At 71.6% G+C, this 22,520-nt stretch carries 20 protein-coding genes and 1 pseudogene; 9 read left to right on the top strand and 12 right to left on the bottom strand.

From position 1 onward, the window contains the following. The first annotated feature begins 337 nt into the window (after positions 1 to 337). Entirely contained in the window at positions 338 to 946 is a 609-nt protein-coding gene (locus VIL67_RS15790; RefSeq protein WP_332049868.1) for a hypothetical protein, read from the top strand. 243 nt (positions 947 to 1,189) lie between these two features. Here the strand turns inward: VIL67_RS15790 and VIL67_RS15795 are convergent, their stop codons facing one another. The 3 genes from VIL67_RS15795 to VIL67_RS15805 all read right to left on the bottom strand — a co-directional run bounded on the left by VIL67_RS15795 (position 1,190) and on the right by VIL67_RS15805 (position 3,021). Next, positions 1,190 to 1,444: a hypothetical protein gene (locus VIL67_RS15795; protein ID WP_332049869.1), complete on the bottom strand. Its 255-nt coding sequence runs from the start codon at positions 1,442 to 1,444 to the stop codon at positions 1,190 to 1,192. Between the two features lie 59 nt (positions 1,445 to 1,503). Beyond that, a complete protein-coding gene (locus VIL67_RS15800; protein ID WP_332049870.1) occupies positions 1,504 to 1,992 on the bottom strand; it encodes a pyridoxamine 5'-phosphate oxidase family protein in 489 nt (162 codons plus the stop codon). Positions 1,993 to 2,073: 81 nt separating this feature from the next. Next, positions 2,074 to 3,021, bottom strand: a complete 948-nt coding sequence (locus VIL67_RS15805; RefSeq protein ID WP_332049871.1) for a DUF808 domain-containing protein — start codon at positions 3,019 to 3,021, stop codon at positions 2,074 to 2,076. A gap of 165 nt (positions 3,022 to 3,186) precedes the next feature. Between VIL67_RS15805 and VIL67_RS15810 the strand changes: the two genes are divergently transcribed. The 3 genes from VIL67_RS15810 to aspS all read left to right on the top strand — a co-directional run bounded on the left by VIL67_RS15810 (position 3,187) and on the right by aspS (position 7,998). Continuing rightward, positions 3,187 to 4,626, top strand: coding sequence for a M48 family metalloprotease (locus VIL67_RS15810; protein WP_332049872.1), 1,440 nt, complete (start codon positions 3,187 to 3,189; stop codon positions 4,624 to 4,626). A gap of 89 nt (positions 4,627 to 4,715) precedes the next feature. After that, positions 4,716 to 6,068 carry a serine hydrolase domain-containing protein gene (locus VIL67_RS15815; RefSeq protein ID WP_332049873.1) on the top strand — a complete coding sequence of 451 codons (1,353 nt, stop codon included), beginning with the start codon at positions 4,716 to 4,718 and terminating at the stop codon, positions 6,066 to 6,068. Positions 6,069 to 6,219: 151 nt separating this feature from the next. Then, entirely contained in the window at positions 6,220 to 7,998 is a 1,779-nt protein-coding gene (aspS, locus tag VIL67_RS15820; RefSeq protein WP_332049874.1) for an aspartate--tRNA ligase, read from the top strand. On the opposite strand, the gene VIL67_RS15825 is transcribed toward aspS, so the two are convergent. Next, complete coding sequence (locus VIL67_RS15825; RefSeq protein WP_332049875.1) at positions 7,995 to 8,984, bottom strand: pentapeptide repeat-containing protein; 990 nt, start codon at positions 8,982 to 8,984, stop codon at positions 7,995 to 7,997. The two genes, aspS and VIL67_RS15825, sit on opposite strands and share 4 nt — an antisense overlap. 84 nt (positions 8,985 to 9,068) lie before the next feature. Further along, positions 9,069 to 11,549 (bottom strand): TSCPD domain-containing protein, encoded by a 2,481-nt coding sequence (locus VIL67_RS15830; RefSeq protein ID WP_332049876.1) that lies wholly within the window; start codon positions 11,547 to 11,549, stop codon positions 9,069 to 9,071. A gap of 185 nt (positions 11,550 to 11,734) precedes the next feature. On the opposite strand from VIL67_RS15830, the gene VIL67_RS15835 reads away from it, so the two are divergent. Both VIL67_RS15835 and VIL67_RS15840 read left to right on the top strand, forming a co-directional pair. Next, positions 11,735 to 12,139 carry an NADH:ubiquinone oxidoreductase subunit NDUFA12 gene (locus VIL67_RS15835; protein ID WP_332049877.1) on the top strand — a complete coding sequence of 135 codons (405 nt, stop codon included), beginning with the start codon at positions 11,735 to 11,737 and terminating at the stop codon, positions 12,137 to 12,139. Between the two features lie 132 nt (positions 12,140 to 12,271). Further along, a complete protein-coding gene (locus tag VIL67_RS15840; protein WP_414696218.1) occupies positions 12,272 to 12,982 on the top strand; it encodes a DUF2155 domain-containing protein in 711 nt (236 codons plus the stop codon). On the opposite strand, the pseudogene aat reads toward VIL67_RS15840, so the two are convergent. The 4 genes and pseudogenes from aat to accB form a co-directional block, all read right to left on the bottom strand. Continuing rightward, a pseudogene (gene aat / locus VIL67_RS15845) lies at positions 12,955 to 13,572 on the bottom strand (leucyl/phenylalanyl-tRNA--protein transferase); the annotation flags it as partial. The gene VIL67_RS15840 and the pseudogene aat sit on opposite strands and share 28 nt — an antisense overlap. Next, a complete protein-coding gene (locus VIL67_RS15850; protein WP_332049879.1) occupies positions 13,569 to 14,384 on the bottom strand; it encodes an alpha/beta fold hydrolase in 816 nt (271 codons plus the stop codon). The gene VIL67_RS15850 and the pseudogene aat, both read right to left, overlap by 4 nt. 8 nt (positions 14,385 to 14,392) lie before the next feature. Further along, on the bottom strand, positions 14,393 to 15,742 hold the full coding sequence (gene accC / locus VIL67_RS15855) for an acetyl-CoA carboxylase biotin carboxylase subunit (protein ID WP_332049880.1): 1,350 nt from the start codon (positions 15,740 to 15,742) through the stop codon (positions 14,393 to 14,395). A 4-nt stretch (positions 15,743 to 15,746) separates the two neighbouring features. Next, complete coding sequence (accB, locus tag VIL67_RS15860; RefSeq protein WP_332049881.1) at positions 15,747 to 16,247, bottom strand: acetyl-CoA carboxylase biotin carboxyl carrier protein; 501 nt, start codon at positions 16,245 to 16,247, stop codon at positions 15,747 to 15,749. A gap of 203 nt (positions 16,248 to 16,450) precedes the next feature. Here accB and thiS point away from each other — a divergent pair, with 203 nt between their 5' ends. The 3 genes from thiS to VIL67_RS15875 are packed head-to-tail and all read left to right on the top strand — an operon-like array spanning position 16,451 to position 18,236. Then, a complete protein-coding gene (gene thiS, locus VIL67_RS15865) occupies positions 16,451 to 16,651 on the top strand; it encodes a sulfur carrier protein ThiS (protein ID WP_332049882.1) in 201 nt (66 codons plus the stop codon). A 1-nt stretch (position 16,652) separates the two neighbouring features. Next, positions 16,653 to 17,444, top strand: coding sequence for a thiazole synthase (locus VIL67_RS15870; protein ID WP_332049883.1), 792 nt, complete (start codon positions 16,653 to 16,655; stop codon positions 17,442 to 17,444). 3 nt (positions 17,445 to 17,447) lie between these two features. After that, positions 17,448 to 18,236, top strand: coding sequence for an SDR family oxidoreductase (locus VIL67_RS15875; RefSeq protein WP_332049884.1), 789 nt, complete (start codon positions 17,448 to 17,450; stop codon positions 18,234 to 18,236). Here the strand turns inward: VIL67_RS15875 and VIL67_RS15880 are convergent. From VIL67_RS15880 to VIL67_RS15890, 3 genes are all read right to left on the bottom strand, one after another. Further along, complete coding sequence (locus VIL67_RS15880; protein WP_332049885.1) at positions 18,233 to 19,720, bottom strand: NAD(P)/FAD-dependent oxidoreductase; 1,488 nt, start codon at positions 19,718 to 19,720, stop codon at positions 18,233 to 18,235. The two genes, VIL67_RS15875 and VIL67_RS15880, sit on opposite strands and share 4 nt — an antisense overlap. A 616-nt stretch (positions 19,721 to 20,336) precedes the next feature. Next, positions 20,337 to 21,065 carry a DsbA family protein gene (locus VIL67_RS15885; protein ID WP_332049886.1) on the bottom strand — a complete coding sequence of 243 codons (729 nt, stop codon included), beginning with the start codon at positions 21,063 to 21,065 and terminating at the stop codon, positions 20,337 to 20,339. A 32-nt stretch (positions 21,066 to 21,097) separates the two neighbouring features. Continuing rightward, positions 21,098 to 22,504: a M48 family metalloprotease gene (locus VIL67_RS15890; RefSeq protein WP_332049887.1), complete on the bottom strand. Its 1,407-nt coding sequence runs from the start codon at positions 22,502 to 22,504 to the stop codon at positions 21,098 to 21,100. Positions 22,505 to 22,520 lie beyond the last annotated feature (16 nt).

Below are 22,520 nucleotides of genomic sequence, written 5' to 3' on the forward strand. Positions count from 1 at the left end.
TGCGGGAATCTGGAGTCCGCCCCGGCGGCTGAGGTTCCCATGGCGGCGCTGCAGCGGGCAGGGGGCGGGCTGATTGTCCACGAACCACACGAAGCACACGAACAGGTCCGAGCTACGGCTGAAGGCCCGCCAGAGGCGGGCGATGTGAGCCCGCTCGCCTCGCCAGCCGGGCGCGTTCAGCACCACGCCCCTCCGTGTCTTCCGTGCCTTCCGTGGTTCCCCACCCTGTTCGTGCGGTTCGTGTGGTTCGTGGACAAACCCGCGGCCTCGCCGCCGACGCGACCTGCGACAACCAAGAACCTTGCTATTCGGCGGAATGTGTGTTCCTGTTTTGTTCATGGCGCACGACCCCACCGCCGCGAACGACCGCCCCAGTCAGATGCTCGCGCAGCTGGCCGGCATGGCGTTCGAGCTGGCGCGGGACCTCTCCAACCGCGCGCTTGAGGCCGAGACCACCGAAGAGGCCACCCGCCTCGCCTCGGCCTTCCACCAGGTCTCCCGGGGCCTTCGCCAGACGCTCGCGCTGGAGATGAAGCTGATCCGCTTCAAGGCCGAGCTGGAGAGGGATGCCAAGCCGCCCCCGCCGCCGCCCCGGCGCGGGGAGGAGACCATCGGCGGCATCCCCGCGTCCATCTGGCGGCGCAAGGAAGAGATCGGCCAGGTCATGGACAGGCTGATCTGGGGCGAGGTTGAGGCCGACGAGGACGAGCCCGAGCTCTCCGACCTCGAGGAGGCCGAGATCGGCCGCCGCTTCCACACCTATGGCCTCTGGCTGCAGGACGCCGCCACCCGCCCCGACTTCGCCACCACGCCCCTGGACGGCCTCCTCGTGGAGGCCTGCCGCGTCGCCGGCGTCGACCCCGCCGTTCTCTTCGAGCCCGACGAGGACGAGGACGAAGACGATCCTGCGCTCGCCGAAGCGCCCCCTAGCGCCGACTCCAGCTAACTCCCCCGCTCATCCCGGCGAACGCCGGGACCCAAGCCGAATCCGCAGGCGCGCTCCGCGCGAAGACCCACAGACCCACACAGAACCACACGGATGGCGGGCCCTCCCACAGGCCGCGCCTCATGACCCCTGCGCGCCTGCGGCGCGCGGTTCCCATTCCCACACCTCACCGAAGAGGCCCGTTCAGCACGGACCCGTCCGTGTATTCCGTGTCTTCCGTGGTGCCCCCAACCCGCCCCGGCCTCAGCCCGCCCCGTCCGACAGGTCGCAATCCTCCCCGTCGTCCTCGTCCCACCCGCCGCCGCCGTCGGCCGCGGGGTCCTCTCCGCGCACCAGCTCGACCCAGGCGGCGGTGAAGCCGGCGACGAAGCGGCCGTCGACCACCAGCAGGTGGCCGCGCGGGCTCTGCACGGACAGGGCGACCGTCAGGGCGTCGCCGGCGCTGTCCACGTCCAGCTCCACGTCGGCGAAGGCGCCGTCGGAGGTCAGGGCGCGCACCCAGACGTCGAACGGCGGGGCCTCGCCGGCCTCGGCGCCCGACAGGACCCGGGGGGCGGTCAGAGCCGCACCTCGGCGACCTTGCCGTTGTAGTCCTGCTTGGGATCGCGGCCCATCAGCACCTTCAGGCCGGCGAAGGCGCTGCTCTCGTTCAGCCAGATTTTGGCGTGCTCGGGCTCGAACCGGAGCAGCTGCAGCTTGGGGTCGTCCTTGCCGCCCTGGTACCAGGCGGCGACGAACGGGTTCCACAGCCGCTCGATCATCTCCCGGTCGTTGTCGGCCACCAGGTCGCCCTCCACCGTGGCGAACAGGCCGTGGCCCTTGGCCGCGAAGTGGAGGAGGGCGGGGTGCCGGGCGCCGGCCTCCTGCACCAGGTCGGTCTCCACCGACGAGAAGATCCAGATGGTCCCCGGCGCGGCGTCGTCGTCCACCAGGGCGGTCATCGGCTGGGAGAGGCCGTCCTCGACGCCCACGAGCCCCAGCATGACGGTGCGGTCCGACTTCAGCGCGCTCCAGAACCTGTCGGTGAGCTCGGCGGGTGTGGGCATGGCGGCTTTCCCTCTCTGCGGCGGGATAGAAAACCGGAAAGGCCCGCGGTCGTTCCCCGCCCGGGGATCCGACCGCCGCGATCAGTGCGCCGCCGCCCCCTTGCGCTTGGGCAGCAGGTGCAGGACGGCGACGATGATCCCGCCCACCACCAGGCCGACCACCGCCGAGCCCAGCGCGAACGCCAGCCAGCCGGCCGCCCCGCCGACGCCCGGCAGCTGCTCGGCCGCGTGGCGCGCGCCCTCCACCCAGTGCGGGATCGGGGTCAGGTGGTAATGCTCCAGGCCGTGCACGATGATCCCGCCGCCGACCCACAGCATGGCCGCGGTGCCCAGCTTGGCCAGCGAGGTCATGATCACCGGCATGGCCTTGACCATGCCGCGGCCCAGCGGCGCCAGCCCCGGCTGGCCGCGGGCGGAGAGCGCCAGGCCGATGTCGTCCATCTTCACGATCAGGGCGACCACGCCGTAGACCGCGACGGTGATGCCGATGGCCACCAGCGCCAGGGCGCCGGCCTGCAGGGCGATGGGGTCGTCAGCCACCTCGGCCAGGGAGATGGCCATGATCTCGGCCGACAGGATCAGGTCGGTGCGGATCGCGCCCTTGATCTTCTGCTTCTCCAGCTCCGTGGAGCTCAGCGCCAGCTCCTCCGGGTGGTCGGAGGCCTCGTGGTGGTGGAACAGCCGCTCGACCACCTTCTCGGTGGCCTCGAAGCAGAGGAAGGCGCCGCCCAGCATCAGCAGCGGCGTCACCGCCCAGGGCGCGAAGGCCGAGAGCAGCAGGGCGCCCGGCAGCAGGATGACGAACTTGTTGAACAGGCTCCCCAGGGCGATCTTGCCGACGATCGGCAGCTCGCGCTCGGGGCTGAAGCCCATGGCGTAGCCCGGCGTCACCGCCGTGTCGTCGACCACCACGCCCACGGCCTTGGAGCCGGCCTTGCCCGCCGCCGCGCTCATGTCGTCGAGGCTGGCCGCCGCCAGCTTGGCGATGCCCGCCACGTCGTCGAGCAGGGCCACCAGACCGGACGCCATCGAAACTCCCTCGCGTTCGCTGGCGCAGGTCCGCGCCCGGAGCGGCTTGGTTAGGGGCAAGCCGCCGCGCCGTAAAGGGAGCGGCCGGCGCACGGTTCCGCGAACCCTCGCGCGGCGCTGCCGCGTTGGGCACAATGCCGGCGACACGGCGGTGGAGGAGACCCGATGGGCAGGACGACGCGGACCTGGCGAGGACTTGTGGCGGCGGGAATGGCGCTCGCGATGGCGGTCCCGGCGGTCCCGGCGCTCGCCCAGTCGCGCAGTTCGCCCGCCCAGCAGCAGGCGGAGCTTGTGGCCCAGCTCGGCGGCCCCTACGAGGGCCCGCTGCAGGCCTATGTCGCCCGGGTGGGCGAGCGGGTGGCCGGCGCGGCGGGCAAGCCCGGCCAGTGCCGCTTCACGGTCCTGAACTCCGACGTGGTCAACGCCTTCGCCGCCCCGCCGGGCTGCTATGTCTATGTGACCCGCGGCCTGCTCGCGATCCTTAACAGCGAGGACGAGCTGGCCGCCGTGCTCGGCCACGAGGTGGGCCACGTCGCCGCCAACCACTCCGGCCGTCGCCAGCAGCGCTCGCTGTTCACCGGCCTGGGCGCGCTCGCCGTCGGCATCCTCACCGGCTCGTCGGACCTCGCCCGCATCGCCGGCCAGGTGGGCCAGCTGAACGTGCTGAGCTACTCCCGCAACCAGGAGTTCGAGGCCGACAGCCTGGGCCTGCGCTACCTGGGGCAGACCGGCTACGCGCCCGACGCGCTCGCCGACCTGCTCTCCGCCCTGCAGTCCGAGGACCAGCTGGAGGCCCGGCTGCGCGGCGCCGCCGAGCCCAAGACCACGCCGGTCTGGGGCCGCACCCACCCGCTCACCGCCGACCGCATCGCCCGCGCCGTCGACCTCGCCCGCCGCTCGGGGCCGCCGGGGGCTCCGGAACGCGAGGCGGAGTTCCTGGCCCAGGTGGACGGCATGATCTACGGCGACGATCCCGAGCAGGGCTTCGTCGACGGCCGCCGCTTCGCCCATCCGGGCATGGCCATCGCCTTCGAGGCGCCGCCCGGCTTCACCCTCGCCAACACCCCCCGGGCCGTGAAGGTGGAGGGGCCGGCCGGATCCCAACTCGCCGCCGAGTTCTCCTCCGGCCGGATGACGGGCGACCTGGAGACCTACGCCGACGACGCCCTGCGCCGCCTGGCCGGCCAGACGCCGGTGCAGGCCGACCGGCCGCAGCGGACCCGCATCAACGGCGTCGAGGCCGTGGTCCTGCCGGCCGTCGCCAGCACCCGCTCGGGCGTCGTCGAGGTCACCATCGCCGCCTATACCCTAGGCGGCGGCCAGGCCTTCCACTTCGCCGCCCTGGCGCCCGCCGGCCGCAGCCGCGGCTTCGACCCGCTGATCGACTCCTTCCGCCGCCTGACGGCGGAGGAGGCGAGGGCGCTGCGGCCTCGCCGCATCGAGGTGGTCACCGTCAGGCCCGGGGAGACGGCCCAGTCGCTCGCCCAGCGCATGGCCTTCGAAGACCTCCGCCTGGAGCGGTTCGAACTGATCAACGGCCTGCGCCGCGGCGACCCGCTCAGCCCGGGGCGGCGGGTGAAGCTGGTCACCCAGTCGCGCCGCTGAGCCGGATTGCGGCGCTGAAACGCAACCACGCTTGCGAAGGCTCGGCCGCCCCGTAAGCTCGCGCCCAACAGTTGTTCGGGGGGATCACCATGCTTACCAACCACCGCCTCGCGGCGGCGATGACCGCCGTCGCGCTCGTGCTGGCGCCGGCCCAGGGCGCCTTCGGCCAGGCGCGCAAGCCGTCGGCGGCCGCCGCCGCGCCCGCCCTCAGCGTCGCGGTGCGCCCCGAGCAGGTCGGCTTCGACAGCCAACGCCTCGCCAAGCTCGACGCCTACATGGCCAAGGTGGTCGCCGACGGCCGCGTGGCCGGCATGACCACCCTGCTGGCCCGCCACGGCAAGGTCGTCAGCTACAAGACCTACGGCAAGAAGAGCCTCGCCACCGGCGAGCCCATGAGCCGCGACACCATCTTCCGCATCTACTCCATGACCAAGCCGATCACCGGCGTGGCCATGATGATCCTCTTCGAAGAGGGCCGCTGGCGGCTGGACGACCCGGTGACCAAGTACGTCCCCGAGTTCAAGAACCTGAAGGTGGTCAAGAGCATCGACGCCAACGGCAAGATGACGCTCGAGGACATGCGCCGTCCGCCGACCATGCGCGAGATCATGAGCCACACCGCCGGCTTCGGATACGGGCTCAACGATGAGCACCCGGTGGACAAGCTCTATCGCGAGAAGGCGGTCCTGGGCGCGAACAGCCTCCAGGAGATGATCAACCGCACGGCCGAGATCCCGCTGATGTATCAGCCGGGGACCAACTGGTACTATTCGTCCGCCGTCGACATCCAGGGCTACATCGTCGAGAAGCTCTCGGGCCAGACCCTCGGCCAGTTCATGGAGCAGCGGATCTTCAAGCCGCTGAAGATGAACGACACCGCCTTCTACGTGCCGGCCGCCAAGGCCGCCCGCCTGGCGCCCGTCTACGTGGGCAACCGCGAGACCGGGAAAATCGAGGAGGCCAGGCGGTTGTTCGGCAACGACCTGCCCACCTATCTGACGCCGCCCAGGATGGAATCCGGCGGCGGGGGCCTGGTCGGCACGACCATGGACTACGCCCGCTTCGCCCAGATGATCGCCAGCAAGGGCGAGCTCGACGGGGTGCGCATCCTCTCCCCGGCGTCCGTGGAGATGATGGGCACGAACGTCATCCCGAAGAACGTGCTCGTGAACTCCAACGGCACGACCGCCAGCCGCTTCAACGAGGCGGTGGGCTTCGGGCTGGACTTCATGGTGGTCAACGACCCGCGCGTGGCCGGCACCCTCGAGGGCAAGGGCAGCATGAGCTGGGGCGGCGCGGCCGGCACCTGGTTCTGGGTCGACCCCACCAACGACGTGATCTTCGTCGGCATGATCCAGCGCCTGGGCGGCACGGGCGGAGACGACCTGGGCTCCATGGCCCGCACCCTGACCTACCAGGCCCTCACGCACCCGGAGAAGTGAGCGCGCAGCGACTCATCCCCGCGAAAGCGGGGATCCCCTGGGAACGCGGGTCACTGCTTCAGCGACGGCGGCGATCCAGGGCGCATGCTTGACATCAGGGGGTCTGCATGCGCCCTTCCGCGCCTCTCAAATCACCTGATCTCCGCGAGCTATGCACGCCTATCGCACCCACACCTGCGGCCAGCTTCGCGCCGCCGATGAAGGCCAGACCGTCCGCCTCTCCGGCTGGATCCACCGCAAGCGCGACCACGGCGGGCTGATCTTCATCGACCTGCGCGACCACTACGGCCTGACGCAGCTGGTGCTGGCGCCGTCCACGCCCGGTTTCGCCACGGTCGAGCACCTGCGCGCCGAGAGCGTGATCCGCGTCGATGGCGAGGTCGTGAAGCGCTCGGCCGAGACGGTGAACCCGAACCTGCCGACCGGGGAGGTCGAGGTGAAGGTGGCCGGCGTGACCGTGCTCTCGGAAGCCGCGGAGCTGCCCCTGCCGGTCTTCGGCGAGCCCGAGTACCCGGAGGAGATCCGGCTCAAGAACCGCTTCCTCGACCTGCGGCGCGAGACCCTGCACCGCAACATCGTGCTGCGCTCCAAGGTCATCCAGTCGATCCGAAACCGCATGATCGGGCAGGGCTTCCTGGAGTACCAGACGCCGATCCTCACAGCCTCGTCGCCGGAAGGCGCGCGCGACTTCCTGGTGCCGTCCCGCCTGCACCCGTCGAAGTTCTATGCGCTGCCGCAGGCGCCCCAGCAGTTCAAGCAGCTGCTGATGGTGGCCGGCTTCGACCGCTACTTCCAGATCGCGCCCTGCTTCCGCGACGAAGACCTGCGCGCCGACCGCTCCCTCGAGTTCTACCAGCTCGACGTGGAGATGAGCTTCGTCACCCAAGAGGACGTTTTCGCGGCCATCGAGCCCGTCATGCACGGCGTCTTCGAGGAGTTCGCCAACGGCAAGCCGGTGACGCCGTACCCCTTCCCGCGCATCCCCTATCGGGAGGCCATCGCGAAGTACGGCTCCGACAAGCCGGACCTGCGCAACCCGCTGGTCATGCAGGACGTGTCCGACCACTTCCGCGGCGGCGGCTTCGGCCTCTTCGCCCGCATCCTCGAGGACACCAAGAACGCCGTCTGGGCGATCCCGGGGCCGAAGGGCGGCAGCCGCGCCTTCTGCGACCGCATGAACAGCTGGGCGCAGGGCGAGGGCCAGCCGGGCCTGGGCTACATCTTCTGGAGCGAGGACCAGGGCGGCTGGGGCGGCCCGATCGCCAAGAACCTCGGCGCGGAAAAGACCGAGGCGGTCATGGGCCAGCTCGGCCTGGGCAAGGGCGATGCGGCCTTCTTCGTCGCGGGGGACCCGAAGGTCTTCTACAAGTTCGCCGGCGCCGCCCGCACCAAGGTCGGCACGGACCTCAGCCTGGTCGACGAGAACCGCTTCGAGTTCGTCTGGATCGTCGACTTCCCGATGTTCGAGTGGAACGAGGAGGAGAAGCGCGTCGACTTCTCGCACAACCCGTTCTCCATGCCGCAGGGCGAGCTCGAGGCGCTGAACAGCAAGGATCCGCTCGAGATCCTCGCCTACCAGTACGACATCGTCTGCAACGGCTACGAGCTGTGCTCGGGCGCGATCCGGAACCACCTCCCGGAGATCATGATCCGCGCCTTCGAGATCGCCGGCTACGGCCCGAACGTCGTCGAGGAGCAGTTCGGCGGCATGCTGAACGCCTTCCGGCACGGCGCCCCGCCGCACGGCGGCCTGGCCCCCGGCATCGACCGCATCGTCATGCTGCTGGCGGGCGAGACCGCGATCCGCGAGGTCATCGCCTTCCCGCTGAACCAGCAGGGTCAGGACCTGTTGATGAACGCCCCGTCCGAGGTGAGCGACAAGCAGCTCAGGGAACTGCACATCCGGCTCGCCCCGCCGATCAAGGCCTAGGGGTCGATCGCCACGATGTAGCGCGGCGCGGGCGGGGCCGGGGGAGCCGGCTTCGCCGGCTTGCGGTGCACAATCACCCGCATGCCGCTGCAGCCCTTGGACACGGACAGTCCCGGCGGCAGGCGGGTGCGCGAGTCGCCGCAGGCTTGGTCGAGCTGGTCCTGGGTCAGGCCGCGGACCTTGGACAGGTCCACGCCGGCGATCATCGTGCGGCTGAGGTCGGCGTCGCGGAAGTCGGCGCCGTCGAACTCGCCGTCCACCAGCACCGCCGCATTCAGGTCCGCGCCCCGGAACGAGGCCTTGGCGAACTGACCGTGCGACAGCACCGCGCCCACCAGTTCGCTGTCGCGGAAGTCCGCGCCCCTGGCGTCGACGAACTTGAAGTTCGCGCCGTTCAGCTCGGCGGAGCGCAACACCGCGCCGGGCAGCCTGGCCCGGGCGAAGTTTCCGCCGCTGATGGAGGCGTCGGACAGGTTGGCCCGGCTGAGGTCGGCGTCGCTGAACGAGCCGCCGTGCATCTCGACGGAACGCAGCACGGCGTGGCTCAGCACCGCCTTCGAGAAGTTGGCGCCGGTGGCCTGGGCGTCGGAGAGGTCCGCACGCGTCAGGTTGGCTGACCCGAACGCCACGCCGGTGGCTTCGGTCGCGCGCAGCTTGGCGCTGGAGAGATTGGCCCCGGTGAACACCGCGCCCATCATCGAGGCGTCCGAGAGGTCGGCCCGCGACAGGTCGGCGCCGGCGAAGTTGGAGGCGTGGAAGCGCGCGTTGCGCAGGTTCGCGCCCACCAGGGCGGCGCCGCTGAAGTTCGCCCCCATGATGCGGGCGCCTTCCATGTTGCGCCCCGACAGTTCGCATTTCACGCAGGATCCGCCGAAGGAGTTCACCCGGGCGACCTCCTTGTCGCCGAGCGTCAGCGCGGAGACGGCGCCCGGGGCGGCGAGCGCCACGGCGACGGCGGCTGCGAGCAGGAACAGGGGACGGCTCATACGCGGACAGATCCTAACCAGAACGGGTCCATCTGAGCCCAACCCCGACCCGCCGCCACTTAATTCGCGGTAATTCTTGGAGGATTAGCCGCCGGCGTCCTCACCCGTGCGGCTGGCGCGGGCCCCGCAGGTCTCGCAGATCATCGCCTGTCCCTTGCGCACCACGGCGAAGTCGCCACAGGCCGCGCAGACGTCGGCCGACTCCCGGGCGCCTCGCGCGGACGGCAGGAACACCAGGTTGTCGGGCGCCGTCCCCCGGGAGAACCCGCGCGAGATGAAGCGAGAGGCGGGCTGCGGCTCGTCGGTCGGCACGCGGTCCGCCTTGCCATGCCCCAAGCCGTCGGCGTTCAGGCCGGCGGGGTCGTCGCTGGCGAGGTCGTCCCGGCCAAGGTACGACACGCCGAGCTCCCGGAAGATGTAGTCCAGGATCGAGGTCGCCGACTTCACCGTGTCGTTGCCGGTCACCGGGCCGGCCGGCTCGAACCGGGTGAACACGAAAGCGTCCACGAACTCGTCGAGCGGCACGCCGTACTGCAGCCCGATGGAGATCGCGATGGCGAAGTTGTTCATCAGCGAGCGGAAGGCGGCGCCCTCCTTGTGCATGTCGATGAAGATCTCGCCCAGCTCGCCGTCGTCGTACTCGCCGGTGTGGATGTAGACCTTGTGGCCGCCGACGGCGGCCTTCTGGATGTAGCCCTTGCGGCGGTCAGGCAGCTTGCGGCGCACCCGCTCGCGTTCGACCACTCGCTCGACGATCCGCTCCTCCGGCTGCGGAGCCGCCTGGCGAGGCGGCCGCGCCTCGGCGCGCGCCGGGATCTCCAGCACCAGGTCGGCCGGCGCAGCGGCGCGGCGCACCCGCACCGGCAGGCCGCTGGCGAGGGCGGCGCGCACGTCGGCGACAGTCGCGGACCAGGGAAGGACCGTCTCCACCAGCGGCGCGGCGGCCAGGGTGGGCTCCAGCGCGCTCAGCATCGCCAGCCGCGGGGCCTCGCCGATCTCCTCGGCGGTGCGGAACACCCGCTGCTGGGCCTCCGTCAGGAAGACGGCGCCTGCTAGGGTTTCCACGCCCAGCGCATGGGCCTGGGCCTGTGCGATCTCCTCGGCGGAAAAGCCCGCCAGCGCCAGGACGTCGAGGCAGGGGTCCGCCAGCTGCTCGGCGGTCGCGCCCAGCACGTCGCGCACGAAGCCCTCGCCGACCACCGCCGGCACGAAGGCGTGTTCGAGCCGGCTAACGAACGGCAGGGCCGCCTCGGCGGCCGTGACCTCGTGCTCGGTGAAGCCCCGCGCCGCCAGGGCGCGGTGGTCGACGGCCGGCGCGCCGGCCAGGTCGCCTACGCCCAGCAGGGCGGCCCGGGCCTCGCCGAGGTCCGCGCCCAGGACCGTGAGGCCCCGCAGCACGCCTTCAGCCACGGCGCGCACGGCCTCGCCGTCGGCCGTCTGGGCGTGGACCACCACCGCGGCCAGGGGCGCGGCGTCCAGCCGGCCGCCGCCCAGACGCAGGGACAGCTCGCGATCGTCGAAGAGCCCCAGACCGCCCTCCAGGCGGACGCCGGCCTCCTCCAGCGCCTTGGCCGCGGCCATGTAGAGCTCGCGCGCGGTCTCGCGACCTTCCGGGCTGTCGTAGTCGAGGCCGTGGGCCGCCAGCCACTCCGCCAGGCCGGCGAGGCCAAGGACGGCCGGCCCGTCGGCCGCCGCCGCGAGGGCATGACCGCCGAGGCGCACCGCCGCCTCGAAGCCCTCGATGTCGAAGGCCTCGTCGGTCCACAGCGCCATCAGGTTCACGCCGGCCCGTGCGGCCGCGGATTGGGCGGCGACCTGCTCTGCCGCCGCCGCGTTGGGCGCCACAGCGATCGCGCCGGTCGACCAGGCCGCCAGGGCCAGCTGGTCGCCGAGCTCGCCCTTCAGCTCACGCTTCGAGGCTCCGACCGCCAGGCGCAGGCCGCCCTGGGCGGCTTCCGGCGGCGGCTCGCACGCCCAGCTGTTCTCTCCAGTGCGGGCGAGCGCGATGGCCTCGAGAATCATGGCGTCGGTGGCGCCGGCGCCGCGCGCCGCCTCGGCCGCGCGGGCTAGGCTGGTGTTCTTCGTCAGGTCCGCGCAGGCCTCGGCGTCGCCCTCGCACCGCAGGATGGCGTCCATGACCGCCTGCAGCCGCTGGCCGAGCGCCACGGCTGCGGCCCGCGCCGCCGTCTCGCCGCGATGCTGCGCGGTGAGGGTTCCAAGCGCCGCCGACAGGTGAGGGGACGAGGCCGCCAGCGCCAGCGGCCGGGGGCCGTGCGGCGCCGCGGACAGGGCCAGCACGCCGCCGGCCAGGGCGTCCGCCAGCTCGTCCCGGAAGCGGCCGCGGGCCCGGGCGTCCTTCACGATCCCGCGCGCCTGCGCCTGCAGCGCCAGCGCCTCCACATAGTGGGTGATCGCCTCAGTCACGTCCGCCTCCCCGTCCGCCCAGTCGACCCAGGCCTCGGCCCGGGCGTCGGTCCAGCCGACGGGCGCGCGCGCCTCGACCGCGCCGCTGGAACGCTCCAGCAGCCGGTCTTCGAACCCGGCCTGCCACGCACCTTCGCCCATCATCCGACTCCCTTGGCGTGAGCCTAGGGGCGCGTTCGATTCGGCCGAAATAGATGTTGCGGTGAAGGTCCGGTTAATCCCCAACATCTTGCTGGATTCCCGTACTTCTCCGCCGCTGGACGGTGCGGAGGGCGCCGCCTATAGTCCGCGCCCGTTACTCCCCGGAAGAGCAGTCGAGCGGTCCCTTGTCGAACCTCCTGAAGACGATTTTCACCTGGTGGAACGGCGCGACCGCCGGCATCCACTTCACCGTGGCCCGCCGCGGCGTGCTGGTGGGGACCGACGAGTTCGGCAATCGCTACTACGAGGCCAAGGACCACAAGGACAGCTTCGACAAGAACAAGCGTCGCTGGGTGATCTTCAACGGCTACGCCGAGGCCTCGAAGGTGCCGCCGGACTGGCACGGCTGGCTGCACCACACCTTCGTGGAGCCGCCGACCGAGGCGCCCCTGCCGCGCAAGGCGTGGGAGAAGGAGCACCGGCCGAACCTGTCGGGCACCATCTACGCCTACCGGCCCAAGGGCTCGCTGGCCCGTGGCGGGGAGCGGCAGAGGGCCACAGGCGACTACGAGGCCTGGACCCCCGAATAATCGCGCATGCGAGTCGTTCCACCCCGCCTGCTGAAGCGCACCGCCTGGGCGGCGGCGATCACGGCGGCCGCCGCCGCAGGCCTGGTCTCGGCGCAGCCTGCGCAGCCGCCGGGCGAGCCTGAGCCCGGCCCCATGCCGGCGCCCGGGACGGTGGCCGAGGAGGCGCCGCCGATCGACGTGCCCGCGCCGGCGCCCATCGTCGTGCCGCCGATCTCCGAGAAGGAAGTCGCGCCCGCGCCGGCCCCCAAGGCCCAGGTGGTGGAGACGCCCATCGAGACGCCGGTCCGCCGCGCCCGCTACGACGTCGCCATCCTGCAGGCGCTGGACAAGGTGACGGCCGAGACCCTGCGCTTCGAGGCCGCCGTCGGCCGGCCAGTCCGCTACAAGAACCTGATCTTCACCGTGCGGGCTTGCGAGCGCTCCGCCCCGGACGAGCCGGTGGAGGATTCCATCGCCTACCTGACGGTGGATTCCCAGCCCAGGCCGGAACGCGGCAAGCCGGCGCCGCCGGCGCGCCAGGCCTTCAAGGGCTGGATGTACGCCTCATCGCCGGGCCTCAACCCGCTGCAGCACGCCGGCTACGACGCCTGGCTGATCACCTGCAGGGCGGCCCGTCCGCTGACGCCGCCGCCGGCGCCCCAGTCCACGCCCGCCGCCGCGCCGCCCCGGGCCGTGGCCGCCGCCGCGCCTGCGGCCAAGGCCTCGCCGCCGGCGACCGCGTCGGCCCCCGCCGCGCCCGCGCCCAAGGCTGTCCCGCCCGTGCCGTCCAAGGCGAGCCCGGCGCCGCCGCGGCCCGAGCCGGTCCCCGCCGCCCCGCCGCCGGCGGAAGAGCCCGTCACGTAGAAGTCGGCGTCCGCCTGCATCGCCCGGTCCAGGCGCTTCAGGTACTCGCGCCGGGCGATTTCCTCGGCCCCGAACTGCCCCAGGTGCTCGGTCATGAACTGGGTGTCGAGCAGCCGGAAGCCGCCGGCGATCAGCCGCGCCACCAGGTGCACCAGCGCCACCTTCGAGGCGTCTCGCGCCCGGCTGAACATGCTCTCGCCGAAGAAGGCGCCCTTCAGCGCCACGCCGTAGAGGCCGCCGACCAGCTGGCCCTGCGCCCAGCACTCGACGCTGTGGGCGAAGCCCTGCTCGTGCAGCTGGACGTAGAGCCGCTCGATCGGGTGGTTGATCCAGGTCTGGGTGCGGCCGGGCTGGGCCTCCGCGCAGAGCTGCACGACCTGGTGGAAGGCGGTGTCCACCCTGACCTCGAAGGTGTCGCCCCGCACCGTCCGCGCCAGGCGTCTGGGCACGTGGAAGCGCTCCAGAGGGATCACGCCGCGGTGCTGCGGGTCGATCAGGAACACCCGCAGGTCGTCGCGGGCGTCCGCCATCGGGAACACCCCGCGCGCGTAGCAGGCGAGCAGGTCGCGGGGTCCGAAGCCGCTGCTCATGGGTCGTGGGCGTTGATGAACTCGACGAGGGTCTCCCGGTACGCGGGATCGGCCAGGGCGGTTCCGTGGTCGCGGCCCTTCAGCACCACCAGCCGGAAGTCGGGCAGGGTCCTCTCCAGCAACGTCGACAGCCGGTGCGGCCGGTCGTACTCGCCGATGATCCCCAGCACCGGGAAACCCACGCGGGCCGGGTCCAGTGGCGGGGTGGTGGGCGGCTGCAGCCGGCGGCCTTCGAACATCGCCCGCATGGCCTCGGCGTCGGGCCCGGTCCACAGCCGCGCGGCCAGCGGCGGCGGGTCGCGGTCGCGGCCGGCGGCGTCCTTCGCGGCGGCGGCCGCGTCGCGGGCCGGGTCCGGGTCGAGCAGGCCCGAGCCGCCGAAGGTGGCGCTGAGCAGCCGTTCCGGGGCCAGCGCCAGCAGCGGCGCCAGCATCTCCCCGCCCAGGGAATAGCCGGCCACATGGGCGCGCTCCACGCCCAGCTGGTCCATCACCTCGAGCACGTCCCTGGGGAACCGGTCGGCGGCGTAGCGGCGGGGCGAGTGCGGCCGCTGGCTCTCGCCGTGGCCGCGCCAGTCGAGGGCGATCACCCGGTGGCGGGCCGCCAGCGCCTGCAGGATGCCGGTGCGCACGTAGTTGGCCTCGGCGCTGCCCGTCGCGCCATGCAGCAGGACCACCGCCGGGCCCTGGCCGGCCTCCAGCACGTGCAGCCGGACGCCGTCCGACGCCGTCACATAGCGCGAGACCGGCGCCTGAGCCCGCGCCGCGCCCGCCGCCAGCAGCAGGAGGGCCAGGGCGGCGAGGATCGCCCGCATGCGCCGCCTCAGGCCTGGGCCTGGGCCTTCATCCAGTTCTCGAGCCAATGGATGTTGTAGTCGCCCTTGATGATGTCCGGATTGGTCATCAGCTCCTGGAAGAGCGGGATGTTGGTGTCGATGCCGGCCACCACCACCTCGTTCAGGCAGCGGCAGAGCCGGGCGATGCACTCCTCCCGGTCGCGGCCGTGCACGATCAGCTTGCCGATCAGGCTGTCGTAGTAGGGCGGGATCGAATAGCCGGCGTAGAGCGCGCTATCCATCCGCACGCCCAGCCCGCCCGGCGCGTGGAAGTCGGTGACCAGCCCCGGCGAGGGGGCGAAGGTCTTCGGGTTCTCGGCGTTGATCCGGCACTCGATGGCGTGGCCCTCGAAGACCACGTCCTCCTGCCGGAACGACAGCGGCAGGCCGGCGGCGATGCGGATCTGCTCGCGCACCAGGTCGATGCCGGTGATCGCCTCGGTCACCGGGTGCTCCACCTGCAGCCGGGTGTTCATCTCGATGAAGAAGAACTCGCCGTCCTCGTACAGGAATTCGATGGTGCCCACGCCCAGGTAGCCGATGGCGCGCACCGCCTCGACCACCACCTGTCCGATCTTCTTGCGCTCGGCGGCGTCGATGACCGGGGAGGGGGCCTCCTCCAGCACCTTCTGGTGGCGGCGCTGCAGCGAGCAGTCGCGCTCGCCCAGGTGCGCCACATTGCCGTGGCTGTCGGCGATCACCTGCAGCTCGATGTGCCGCGGCCGCTGGAGGTAGCGCTCCATGTAGACCGCGTCGTCGCCGAACGCCGCCTTGGCCTCGGAGCGCGCGGTGCCCACCGCCTCGGCCAGGTCCGCCTCGGTCTTCGCCACCTTCATGCCGCGCCCGCCGCCGCCGGCGGCCGCCTTGATCAGCACCGGGAAGCCGATCGCCCGGGCGGCCTCGAAGGCCTCCTCCTCGGTCGTCACCCCGCCGTCGGAGCCCGGCACCACGGGGATGCCGGCGTCCTTCACCGTCTGCTTGGCGGTGATCTTGTCGCCCATGATCCGGATGTGCTCCGGCTTCGGCCCGATGAAGGTGAAGCCGTGGGCGTTCACGATCTCGGCGAACCGGGCGTTCTCGGAGAGGAAGCCGTAGCCCGGGTGGATCGCCTGGGCGCCGGTGATCTCGGCCGCGGCGATGATCGAGGGGATGTTCAGGTAGCTCTTCGCCGCCGGCGCCGGGCCGATGCAGACGCTCTCGTCGGCCAGCCGCACCCACATGGCGCCGGAATCGGCCTCGGAGTGCACGGCCACGGTGGCGATGCCCATCTCCTTGCAGGCCCGGTGGACGCGCAGCGCGATCTCGCCACGGTTGGCGATCAGGATCTTCTCGAACATCGACCTACTCGACGATCACGAGCGGTTCGCCGAACTCCACGGGCTGGGCGTCCTCCACGAGGATCTCCACCACCTTCCCGCCCTTGGGCGCCGGGATCGGGTTCATGGTCTTCATGGCCTCGACGATCATCAGCGTCTGGCCGGCGTTCACTGTGTCGCCCACCTTGATGAAGGGCTCTGCGCCGGGTTGGGGCGACATGTAGACGGTGCCCACCATCGGCGACTTGACCGCGTCGCCGCGCGCCGCCGGGGCGGGGGCGGCCTCCGCGGCGGCAGGAGCTCCAGCGGCGGCCGGCGCAGGCGCCTGGGCGGGCGCGGCGGCCATCGGCGCGGGCGCTGCGGCATAGTGCACCGGGGCGGCGGTCAGGGTCTTGGCCACCCGGATCTTCAGCTCGCCGTGCTCGACCTCGATCTCCGACAGCCCGGTGTCGGTGAGGATGTCGGCCAGTTTGCGCACCAGGCGCGCGTCGAACGGATCGGCGGGAGCCTTGGGACTGCTAGCCATCGAGGGTTCCTTGTTCTTCTTTGTGGCCGGCGGCCGCGTCGAGCGGGTGATGACCCTGGGTCCCGCGGCGCCGGGCCGCGGGGGCCGTGGCGCCCGGGGCGCTCAGCACATGGATCGGTCTCGACATTGGGCTCCGCCGTCGAATCCGGCGTCTTGTAACGGGCGGGACAGCGGGTCACAAGCAGGGTGACTGGAGGCCGCTTATGAACCTGATCCTCAACGGCGAAGCGCGCGCCTTCCAGGGTGTCGGCGACGTCGCGGGTCTGGTGGCGGCGCTGGGCCTGGACGCACGCAAGGTGGCCGTGGAACGGAACCTGGAGATCGTGCCCCGATCGGCCTATGCCGCCACCGAGCTCACCGACGGCGACCGGATCGAGATCGTGCACTTCATCGGAGGCGGCTGACATGGACGGGTCCACGCATGCGCAGGACGACACCTGGACGGTGGCTGGCCGCACCTTCCGCTCGCGGCTGATCGTCGGCACCGGCAAGTACAAGGACTACGCCCAGAACGCCGCCGCCGCCGAAGCGGCGGGCGCCGAGATCGTCACCGTGGCGCTGCGCCGGGTGAACCTCTCCGACCCCAGCCAGCCGATGCTGGTGGACTATGTGAAGCCCGATCGCTTCACCTTCCTGCCCAACACCGCCGGCTGCTTCACCGGCGAGGACGCCGTGCGCACGCTCAGGCTCGCCCGCGAGGCTGGGGGCTGGGACCTCGTCAAGCTGGAGGTGCTCTCCTCCACCAAGCACCTGCTGCCCGACATGGAGGAGACCCTCCGCGCGCTCAAGCTGCTGGTCGCCGACGGCTTCCAGGTGATGGTCTACTGCTCCGACGACCCGGTCTACGCCCAGAAGCTGGAGGACGCCGGCGCCGCCGCCATCATGCCCGCCGCCGCACCCATCGGCTCCGGCCGGGGAATCCAGAACTTCCTCAACCTCGGCCTGATCATCGAGCAGGCCAAGGTCCCGGTGCTGGTGGACGCCGGCGTCGGCACCGCCTCCGACGCAGTTCTGGCCATGGAGATCGGCTGCGACGCGGTGCTGATGAACACCGCGATCGCCGAGGCCAAGGACCCGATCCGCATGGCCACCGCCATGAGGCACGCGGTGATCGCCGGGCGCGAAGCCTGGCTTGCCGGACGTATGGGAAAGCGGATGTATGCTGATCCGTCGTCTCCCTTGTCCGGACTGATCTGAGGCATGGCCACCCAGCGCAAGTCGATCTTCATCACCGGGGCCGCCTCGGGCATGGGCCGCGAAACGGCCCGCCTGTTCGCCGCCAAGGGCTGGTTCGTCGGCGCGCACGACGTCAACGAGGCGGGCCTGAAGGACCTGCAGGCTGAGCTTGGGGCCGAGGCCTGCCTGATCCGCCGGCTCGACGTCACCGACCGCGAGGACTACCGCGCGGCCCTCGACGCCTTCGCCCCGGCCGCCGGCGGCCGGCTCGACATCCTGTTCAACAACGCCGGCATCGGCCGCGGCGGCCGCTTCGACAAGCAGCCGTGGGAGGACATCGTCGCCGTCGTGCAGGTCAACCTGATGGGCGTGCTGATCGGCATCTACGAGGCCGTGCCCCTGCTGAAGGCGACGCCGAATTCGCTCTGCTTCACCACCTCCTCGTCGTCGGCCACCTTCGGCATGGCCGGCATCGCCGTCTATTCGGCGACCAAGCACGCGGTGAAGGGGCTCACCGAGGCGCTGTCGGTGGAGTTCAAGGCCATCGGGGTGCGGGTCGCCGACGTGCTGCCCGGCCTGATCGACACGCCCATCCTGCCGCCCGGAGCCGTGGCGGCCGCTCCCAAGGAGGGCATGTGGCGGGCCATGCCGCCCAGCTCTGTCGCCCAAGTGGTCTGGGAGGCCTACCAGTCCGACAAGCTGCACTGGTACGTGCCGGAGGAGATCGCCGAGCTCGACAAGGCCGCGACCCTGGCCCCGGAGGCCATGCGCGAGCAGATGGCGCAGAACTCCCTGTTCGGCGATCCCGCCTAGGCGGCGGCGAGGCGCCGGGGATCGGCGTCGGGCGACAGGCCCAGCCGCTCCAGCATCTCGCGGCGTCCGGGTCCGGCGGGCGGCCGGTAGGCCTCGGCGTTGCGCCGCCGCCCGCGCGCCCAGTAGCCCAGCACCCGGGCGAGGTTCTCCGGCCGCTTCAGCCAGGCCTGCGGGTGTTCCAGCATATGGAAGCCGCGCAGGAAGGCGCGCATCAGGTCGGGGTCGGAGCGCAGCGCCACCGTCACCCCGTCCTCCACGAAGCTGCGGGTCAGCCGCGCGCGCAGCGACGGCTGGTAGGCCGGCTGCATCGCGCGCCGGGCCCGGCGGATGCCCTGCCGGTCGGTGTCGCGCATGACGTCGTAGTAGGGGCGCAGCTCCTGCCGGATGCGGGCCTGGTAGCCGAGCAGCCGACCGGCCGGGTCGGGGGTGGCGCGCAGGGCGTCGCGCAGCGCCACGGCGCTTACCGCCGCGAACGAACAGCCGCGGCCGTACAGCGGATTGGTCCGCACCAGGCTGTCGCCTACCGCCACATAGCCCAGCACCAGAGGGCGGCCCTCCGGCGCCAGGTCGATCCAGCGGCTCAGCAGGTCGCCCATGCCGAACACCCGGCTGGTGGCCTCGCTGCGCTGCGGATCCACCCAGGGGACCAGGCCGGGCAGGGCGTTGCAGACCGCGTCGAACACCTGCGGGTCGACGATCGCTTTGCGCAGCTCCTCCTCCACCTCGGGGCAGCATAGGGTGATGGAGAAGCAGCCGTTGTCGCCCGGAAAGACGCCGAACTTCAGGTAGTCCAGGTCGCCCGTGGCGGGGGTCTTGCCGCGCGGCGGCTCCTCCGCGCCCGGGCGCAGCCGATAATGGCGGGTGAAGTAGACCACCCCGCTGGGCTCCACCTCCTGCGGCAGGGCGACGCCGATAGCCGCCAGGTCGTCCGTCGCCCCGGACGTGCGCCCGCCGGCGTCTACGACCACGTCGCCGGTGAGTTCGCCGCCGTCCTGCAGCCGCACGCCGGTGACCCGCGGCGGATCGCCGGGTTCGACCAACAGGCCCTGGACGAAGGTCTCTGGCCGAAGCGTCACGTTCGGCAGCGCCTCCACGTAGCGGCGAATGACGAACTCCAGCGTGGTGCGCCGGCTGGTCAGGATCACCAGGTCCTGGTCCACGGGCTTGGGCTGATAGCTCTGGCGTTGGGCCGCCGTCAGATTGTCCTGGAACGTCAGCTCGCGGCAGCCTGCCGCCAGCAGGTCGGCCAGCAGTGCCGGGTGCTCGTCGCGGATCAGGTTGCGGAGGCGGGCGAGAAACGCATGGCTGTGCCGCAGCTGGCCGACCCCGCGCCGGCTCCAGTCGGTGAAGGCCGCCTCCGGCCCGCCTTCCGGCGGCGGCGGGTCGCGCTCCAGCAGGATCACCTGGCGACCGGTCGGGGCGAGCGCCAGCGCCGTCCACAAGCCCGCCATGCCGGCCCCGATCACCAGGATCTTCTCGGACATCCGCCTGCTCCGCGCGCTCAACTCAGCCGGGTGCGAATCTCCGCGCTTGCCGTAACGGCGGTCAACGGACGGAGGGCCGGCGCGGGCCGGTCGTTCGCGTCGCGCTGGCGGATCCGTTCACCGCCCCAGGGAGGCCCTGGGCAGAGGCTTCCCCGCCTCGGATCTCACGGTTGATGCGAGCCTGCGGGCTCCGATCAGTCAAGGACGCGCCCTGCGGGCGCGCCGCCCCGCGGCCGGCCTCCGGCCGGTCCTTGAGAGACCGGATCCCGCAGGCAAACTGCCGCCATGAGATCCCGGCGCAGGCCTGGCGGCCGCCCCATGGCCCTCCACTGCGGAAGGAGGGTTGGGTGCCGCTGCGGCCGCAGCCCCTTCCTTTCCCACGAAGTGGGAGAGGGGGACCGCCGGCCGAGGCGGAGCCGAAGAGCCGGTGGTGGAGAGGGCAGGCCCCAAGCGCCGCGCCTCCCTAAGCCCTCCTCCTCGATGGAGGAGGGTTTGGTGGTGGTGTGGCCGCAGCGGCGCCGCAGCTGGCGTGGGTGGGCGCAGGACCGTCGCGCCCGACCTGAGCCGCCACCGCCGCTGTTTTCCCACCTGCGGTGGGAAAGGAAGCGGCCCTGGATCAGCTGATCCGCTTCAGGTCGCCGGCCTTGGCCTGGATGATCGCGGCCTTCAGTGCGTTCACGTCCGCGCCGGGGATCAGGATGTCGCCGACCACGAAGGCCGGCGTGCCCTGGATGTTCAGCGACCGCGCGAGCGCCTGGGTGTCCGCCAGGTGCTGCGCGATCTGCGGGCTCTGGGCCGCGCTCCGGGCCCGCGCGGGGTCGATGCCGACCTCCCGCAGGTGCCGGTCGAGCCCGGCCTCGGTCAGCCCTTTGTCGGCCATCCAGCGGTTGTAGATGTCCACGCCCTTGGCCTTGACCATGGGGGTGAGGGCGAGCCGGGCCGCGGTGTCCGACACCTCCCCGAAGATCGGCAGCTCCTTGAAGACGAAGCGGACGTCGGGGTTTTCGCGGATCAGGCGCGTCACCTCGGGCGCCACGACCTTACAGTAGCCGCAGCGATAGTCGTAGAATTCCACCACTGTCACCCGGCCGCCCGGGTTGGCCACGAAGTCCCGCGGATCGCGCTCCAGCGCCGCGCGGTTCTTGTCGATGGCGGCGGTGGACGCCTTCTGGGCCTCCAGCTGCTTCTTTTCGTTCAGCTTCATCGCCGTCTCTTCGAGCACCTCGGGGTGCGCGAGGAGGTAGGCGCGCACCTTCTCTCCGAAGGCGGCGTCGGGCTGCCGCTCGCAGGCGGCGAGGGCGAGGGCGGCGGAAAGCGCGAGGAGGGCGCGGGCAGGAAGACGCATGGGGCTCAGATAGGGCGTGGCGGCGTCGGCGGCTAGCGCATCTGGCCGCGCGAGATCGATCCCTCGCGCGCCAGGTCCTTCAGGTCCGCCTTGTCGGGGTTCGACGCCAGCACGATGTCGGTGGCCCGACGCCACTGCGGCGAGGACTTGTCGAGCATCTCGCGGGCCCGCATGGCGAACACCCGGGCCTGCCGCATGTCGCCCACGTAGTAGTTGTATTCGGCGGTGGCCAGGCGAGCGAGGCCGTCCTCGCCCTGCTTGTCATAGGCCTCGGCCAGCAGCCGCCAGGCGACCGCGTTGTCTTCCTCCTGGGTGAGCGCCTTGCGCAGCTCGACGATCCCTTCGGCCACCTTGGCCTTGTCATCGAGCGCGATCAGGGTCTGGCCCAGATTGACCCGCAGCAGGGGCGCGTCGGGCTTCAGGGCGACCGACTTGCGCTGCGGCGCCTCGGCCTCGGGGGCGCGGGCGAACTCGAACAGCACCTGGCCCTTCAGCTCCCACAGGTACGGATTCTCCGGCTGCTCCTGCAGTAGGGCGTCGATCATCCGCAGCGCCCTGTCCGGCTCCTTCATCTGGTAATAGGCGATCGCCCGTGCGTAGCGCGCCGGATAGGACTTGTCCGTCTCGGCGTACTTCACCACCGCGACCTGGGGGTTCAGGAAGCCCTGCAGCTTGGCCTGCATGATGGCGTGTTCGGCCATCGCCTCGGGACTGTCGGGCTTGTCGTAGTTCGACAGCGTCGTCACCCGGCGGCGCAGCGCCTCGATCCGGTCGGACGACAGCGGGTGGCTGCGGAAGTAGGCGAACCGCCGGCCCTCGCTGAACACCTCCTGGTAGCGGAAGTTGTCGAAGAAGTCGGCCAGGCCCTTGCCGGAGATGCCCGCCTTCTCGAGCAGGGTTGCGCCGGCCTGGTCGGCGCGGCTCTCCTGCTCGCGGCTGTAGCCGAGGGCGCCGAGGGTGCCGAAGTAGCCCGCCGAGCCCGCCAGGCCCGCCGCCGCCTCGGGCGAACCGGCCAGCGCGGCCAGCACCCCGAGCCCCATGGTCAGCAGGAAGGGCTTCAGGCCGGCCCGGCTCATCTCGCCCGACCGGGCGCTGTGGCCGGCCGCGAGGTGGCCGACCTCGTGCCCGATCACCCCCTGAAGCTCGTTGGGCGTCTTCGATTCCAGGATCAGGCCGGTGAACACCCCCATGGTCCGCGGCGCGGCGAAGGCGTTCAGCTCCTTCGAGCCGATCAGCAGGATGTCCACCTCCTTGGCGTCGATGCCGGCGGCCTCGAGGATCGGCGCCGAGTCCCGGCGCAGGATCTCCTCGATCTCCGTGTCGCGGATAAGCGACATGCCGCTGTCCTGCGCGACGGCGGGCGCCGGCCGGACGACCAGGCTCGCCGCGACCGTCAGGGCCAGGGCGAAGCGGGAGACCGACCGGGAAAGGGAGACCATGCTGAACGTCCTACAA

Origin of the sequence: Phenylobacterium sp., assembly GCF_036563385.1 — a bacterium.
Lineage (GTDB): Bacteria > Pseudomonadota > Alphaproteobacteria > Caulobacterales > Caulobacteraceae > Phenylobacterium.

What these genes read in the sequence shown, in the direction of transcription:
- VIL67_RS15810 (WP_332049872.1), top strand. Translation starts at nt 3,187, where the DNA reads ATGGGCAGGACGACGCGGACCTGGCGAGGACTTGTGGCGGCGGGAATG.
- accC (WP_332049880.1), bottom strand. Translation starts at nt 15,742, where the DNA reads ATGTTCGAGAAGATCCTGATCGCCAACCGTGGCGAGATCGCGCTGCGC.
- VIL67_RS15850 (WP_332049879.1), bottom strand. Translation starts at nt 14,384, where the DNA reads ATGCGGGCGATCCTCGCCGCCCTGGCCCTCCTGCTGCTGGCGGCGGGC.
- VIL67_RS15815 (WP_332049873.1), top strand. Translation starts at nt 4,716, where the DNA reads ATGCTTACCAACCACCGCCTCGCGGCGGCGATGACCGCCGTCGCGCTC.
- thiS (WP_332049882.1), top strand. Translation starts at nt 16,451, where the DNA reads ATGAACCTGATCCTCAACGGCGAAGCGCGCGCCTTCCAGGGTGTCGGC.
- VIL67_RS15885 (WP_332049886.1), bottom strand. Translation starts at nt 21,065, where the DNA reads ATGCGTCTTCCTGCCCGCGCCCTCCTCGCGCTTTCCGCCGCCCTCGCC.
- VIL67_RS15875 (WP_332049884.1), top strand. Translation starts at nt 17,448, where the DNA reads ATGGCCACCCAGCGCAAGTCGATCTTCATCACCGGGGCCGCCTCGGGC.
- VIL67_RS15805 (WP_332049871.1), bottom strand. Translation starts at nt 3,021, where the DNA reads ATGGCGTCCGGTCTGGTGGCCCTGCTCGACGACGTGGCGGGCATCGCC.
- VIL67_RS15840 (WP_414696218.1), top strand. Translation starts at nt 12,272, where the DNA reads ATGCCGGCGCCCGGGACGGTGGCCGAGGAGGCGCCGCCGATCGACGTG.
- accB (WP_332049881.1), bottom strand. Translation starts at nt 16,247, where the DNA reads ATGGCTAGCAGTCCCAAGGCTCCCGCCGATCCGTTCGACGCGCGCCTG.
- aspS (WP_332049874.1), top strand. Translation starts at nt 6,220, where the DNA reads ATGCACGCCTATCGCACCCACACCTGCGGCCAGCTTCGCGCCGCCGAT.
- VIL67_RS15800 (WP_332049870.1), bottom strand. Translation starts at nt 1,992, where the DNA reads ATGCCCACACCCGCCGAGCTCACCGACAGGTTCTGGAGCGCGCTGAAG.
- VIL67_RS15830 (WP_332049876.1), bottom strand. Translation starts at nt 11,549, where the DNA reads ATGGGCGAAGGTGCGTGGCAGGCCGGGTTCGAAGACCGGCTGCTGGAG.
- VIL67_RS15870 (WP_332049883.1), top strand. Translation starts at nt 16,653, where the DNA reads ATGGACGGGTCCACGCATGCGCAGGACGACACCTGGACGGTGGCTGGC.
- VIL67_RS15890 (WP_332049887.1), bottom strand. Translation starts at nt 22,504, where the DNA reads ATGGTCTCCCTTTCCCGGTCGGTCTCCCGCTTCGCCCTGGCCCTGACG.
- VIL67_RS15825 (WP_332049875.1), bottom strand. Translation starts at nt 8,984, where the DNA reads ATGAGCCGTCCCCTGTTCCTGCTCGCAGCCGCCGTCGCCGTGGCGCTC.
- VIL67_RS15880 (WP_332049885.1), bottom strand. Translation starts at nt 19,720, where the DNA reads ATGTCCGAGAAGATCCTGGTGATCGGGGCCGGCATGGCGGGCTTGTGG.
- VIL67_RS15790 (WP_332049868.1), top strand. Translation starts at nt 338, where the DNA reads ATGGCGCACGACCCCACCGCCGCGAACGACCGCCCCAGTCAGATGCTC.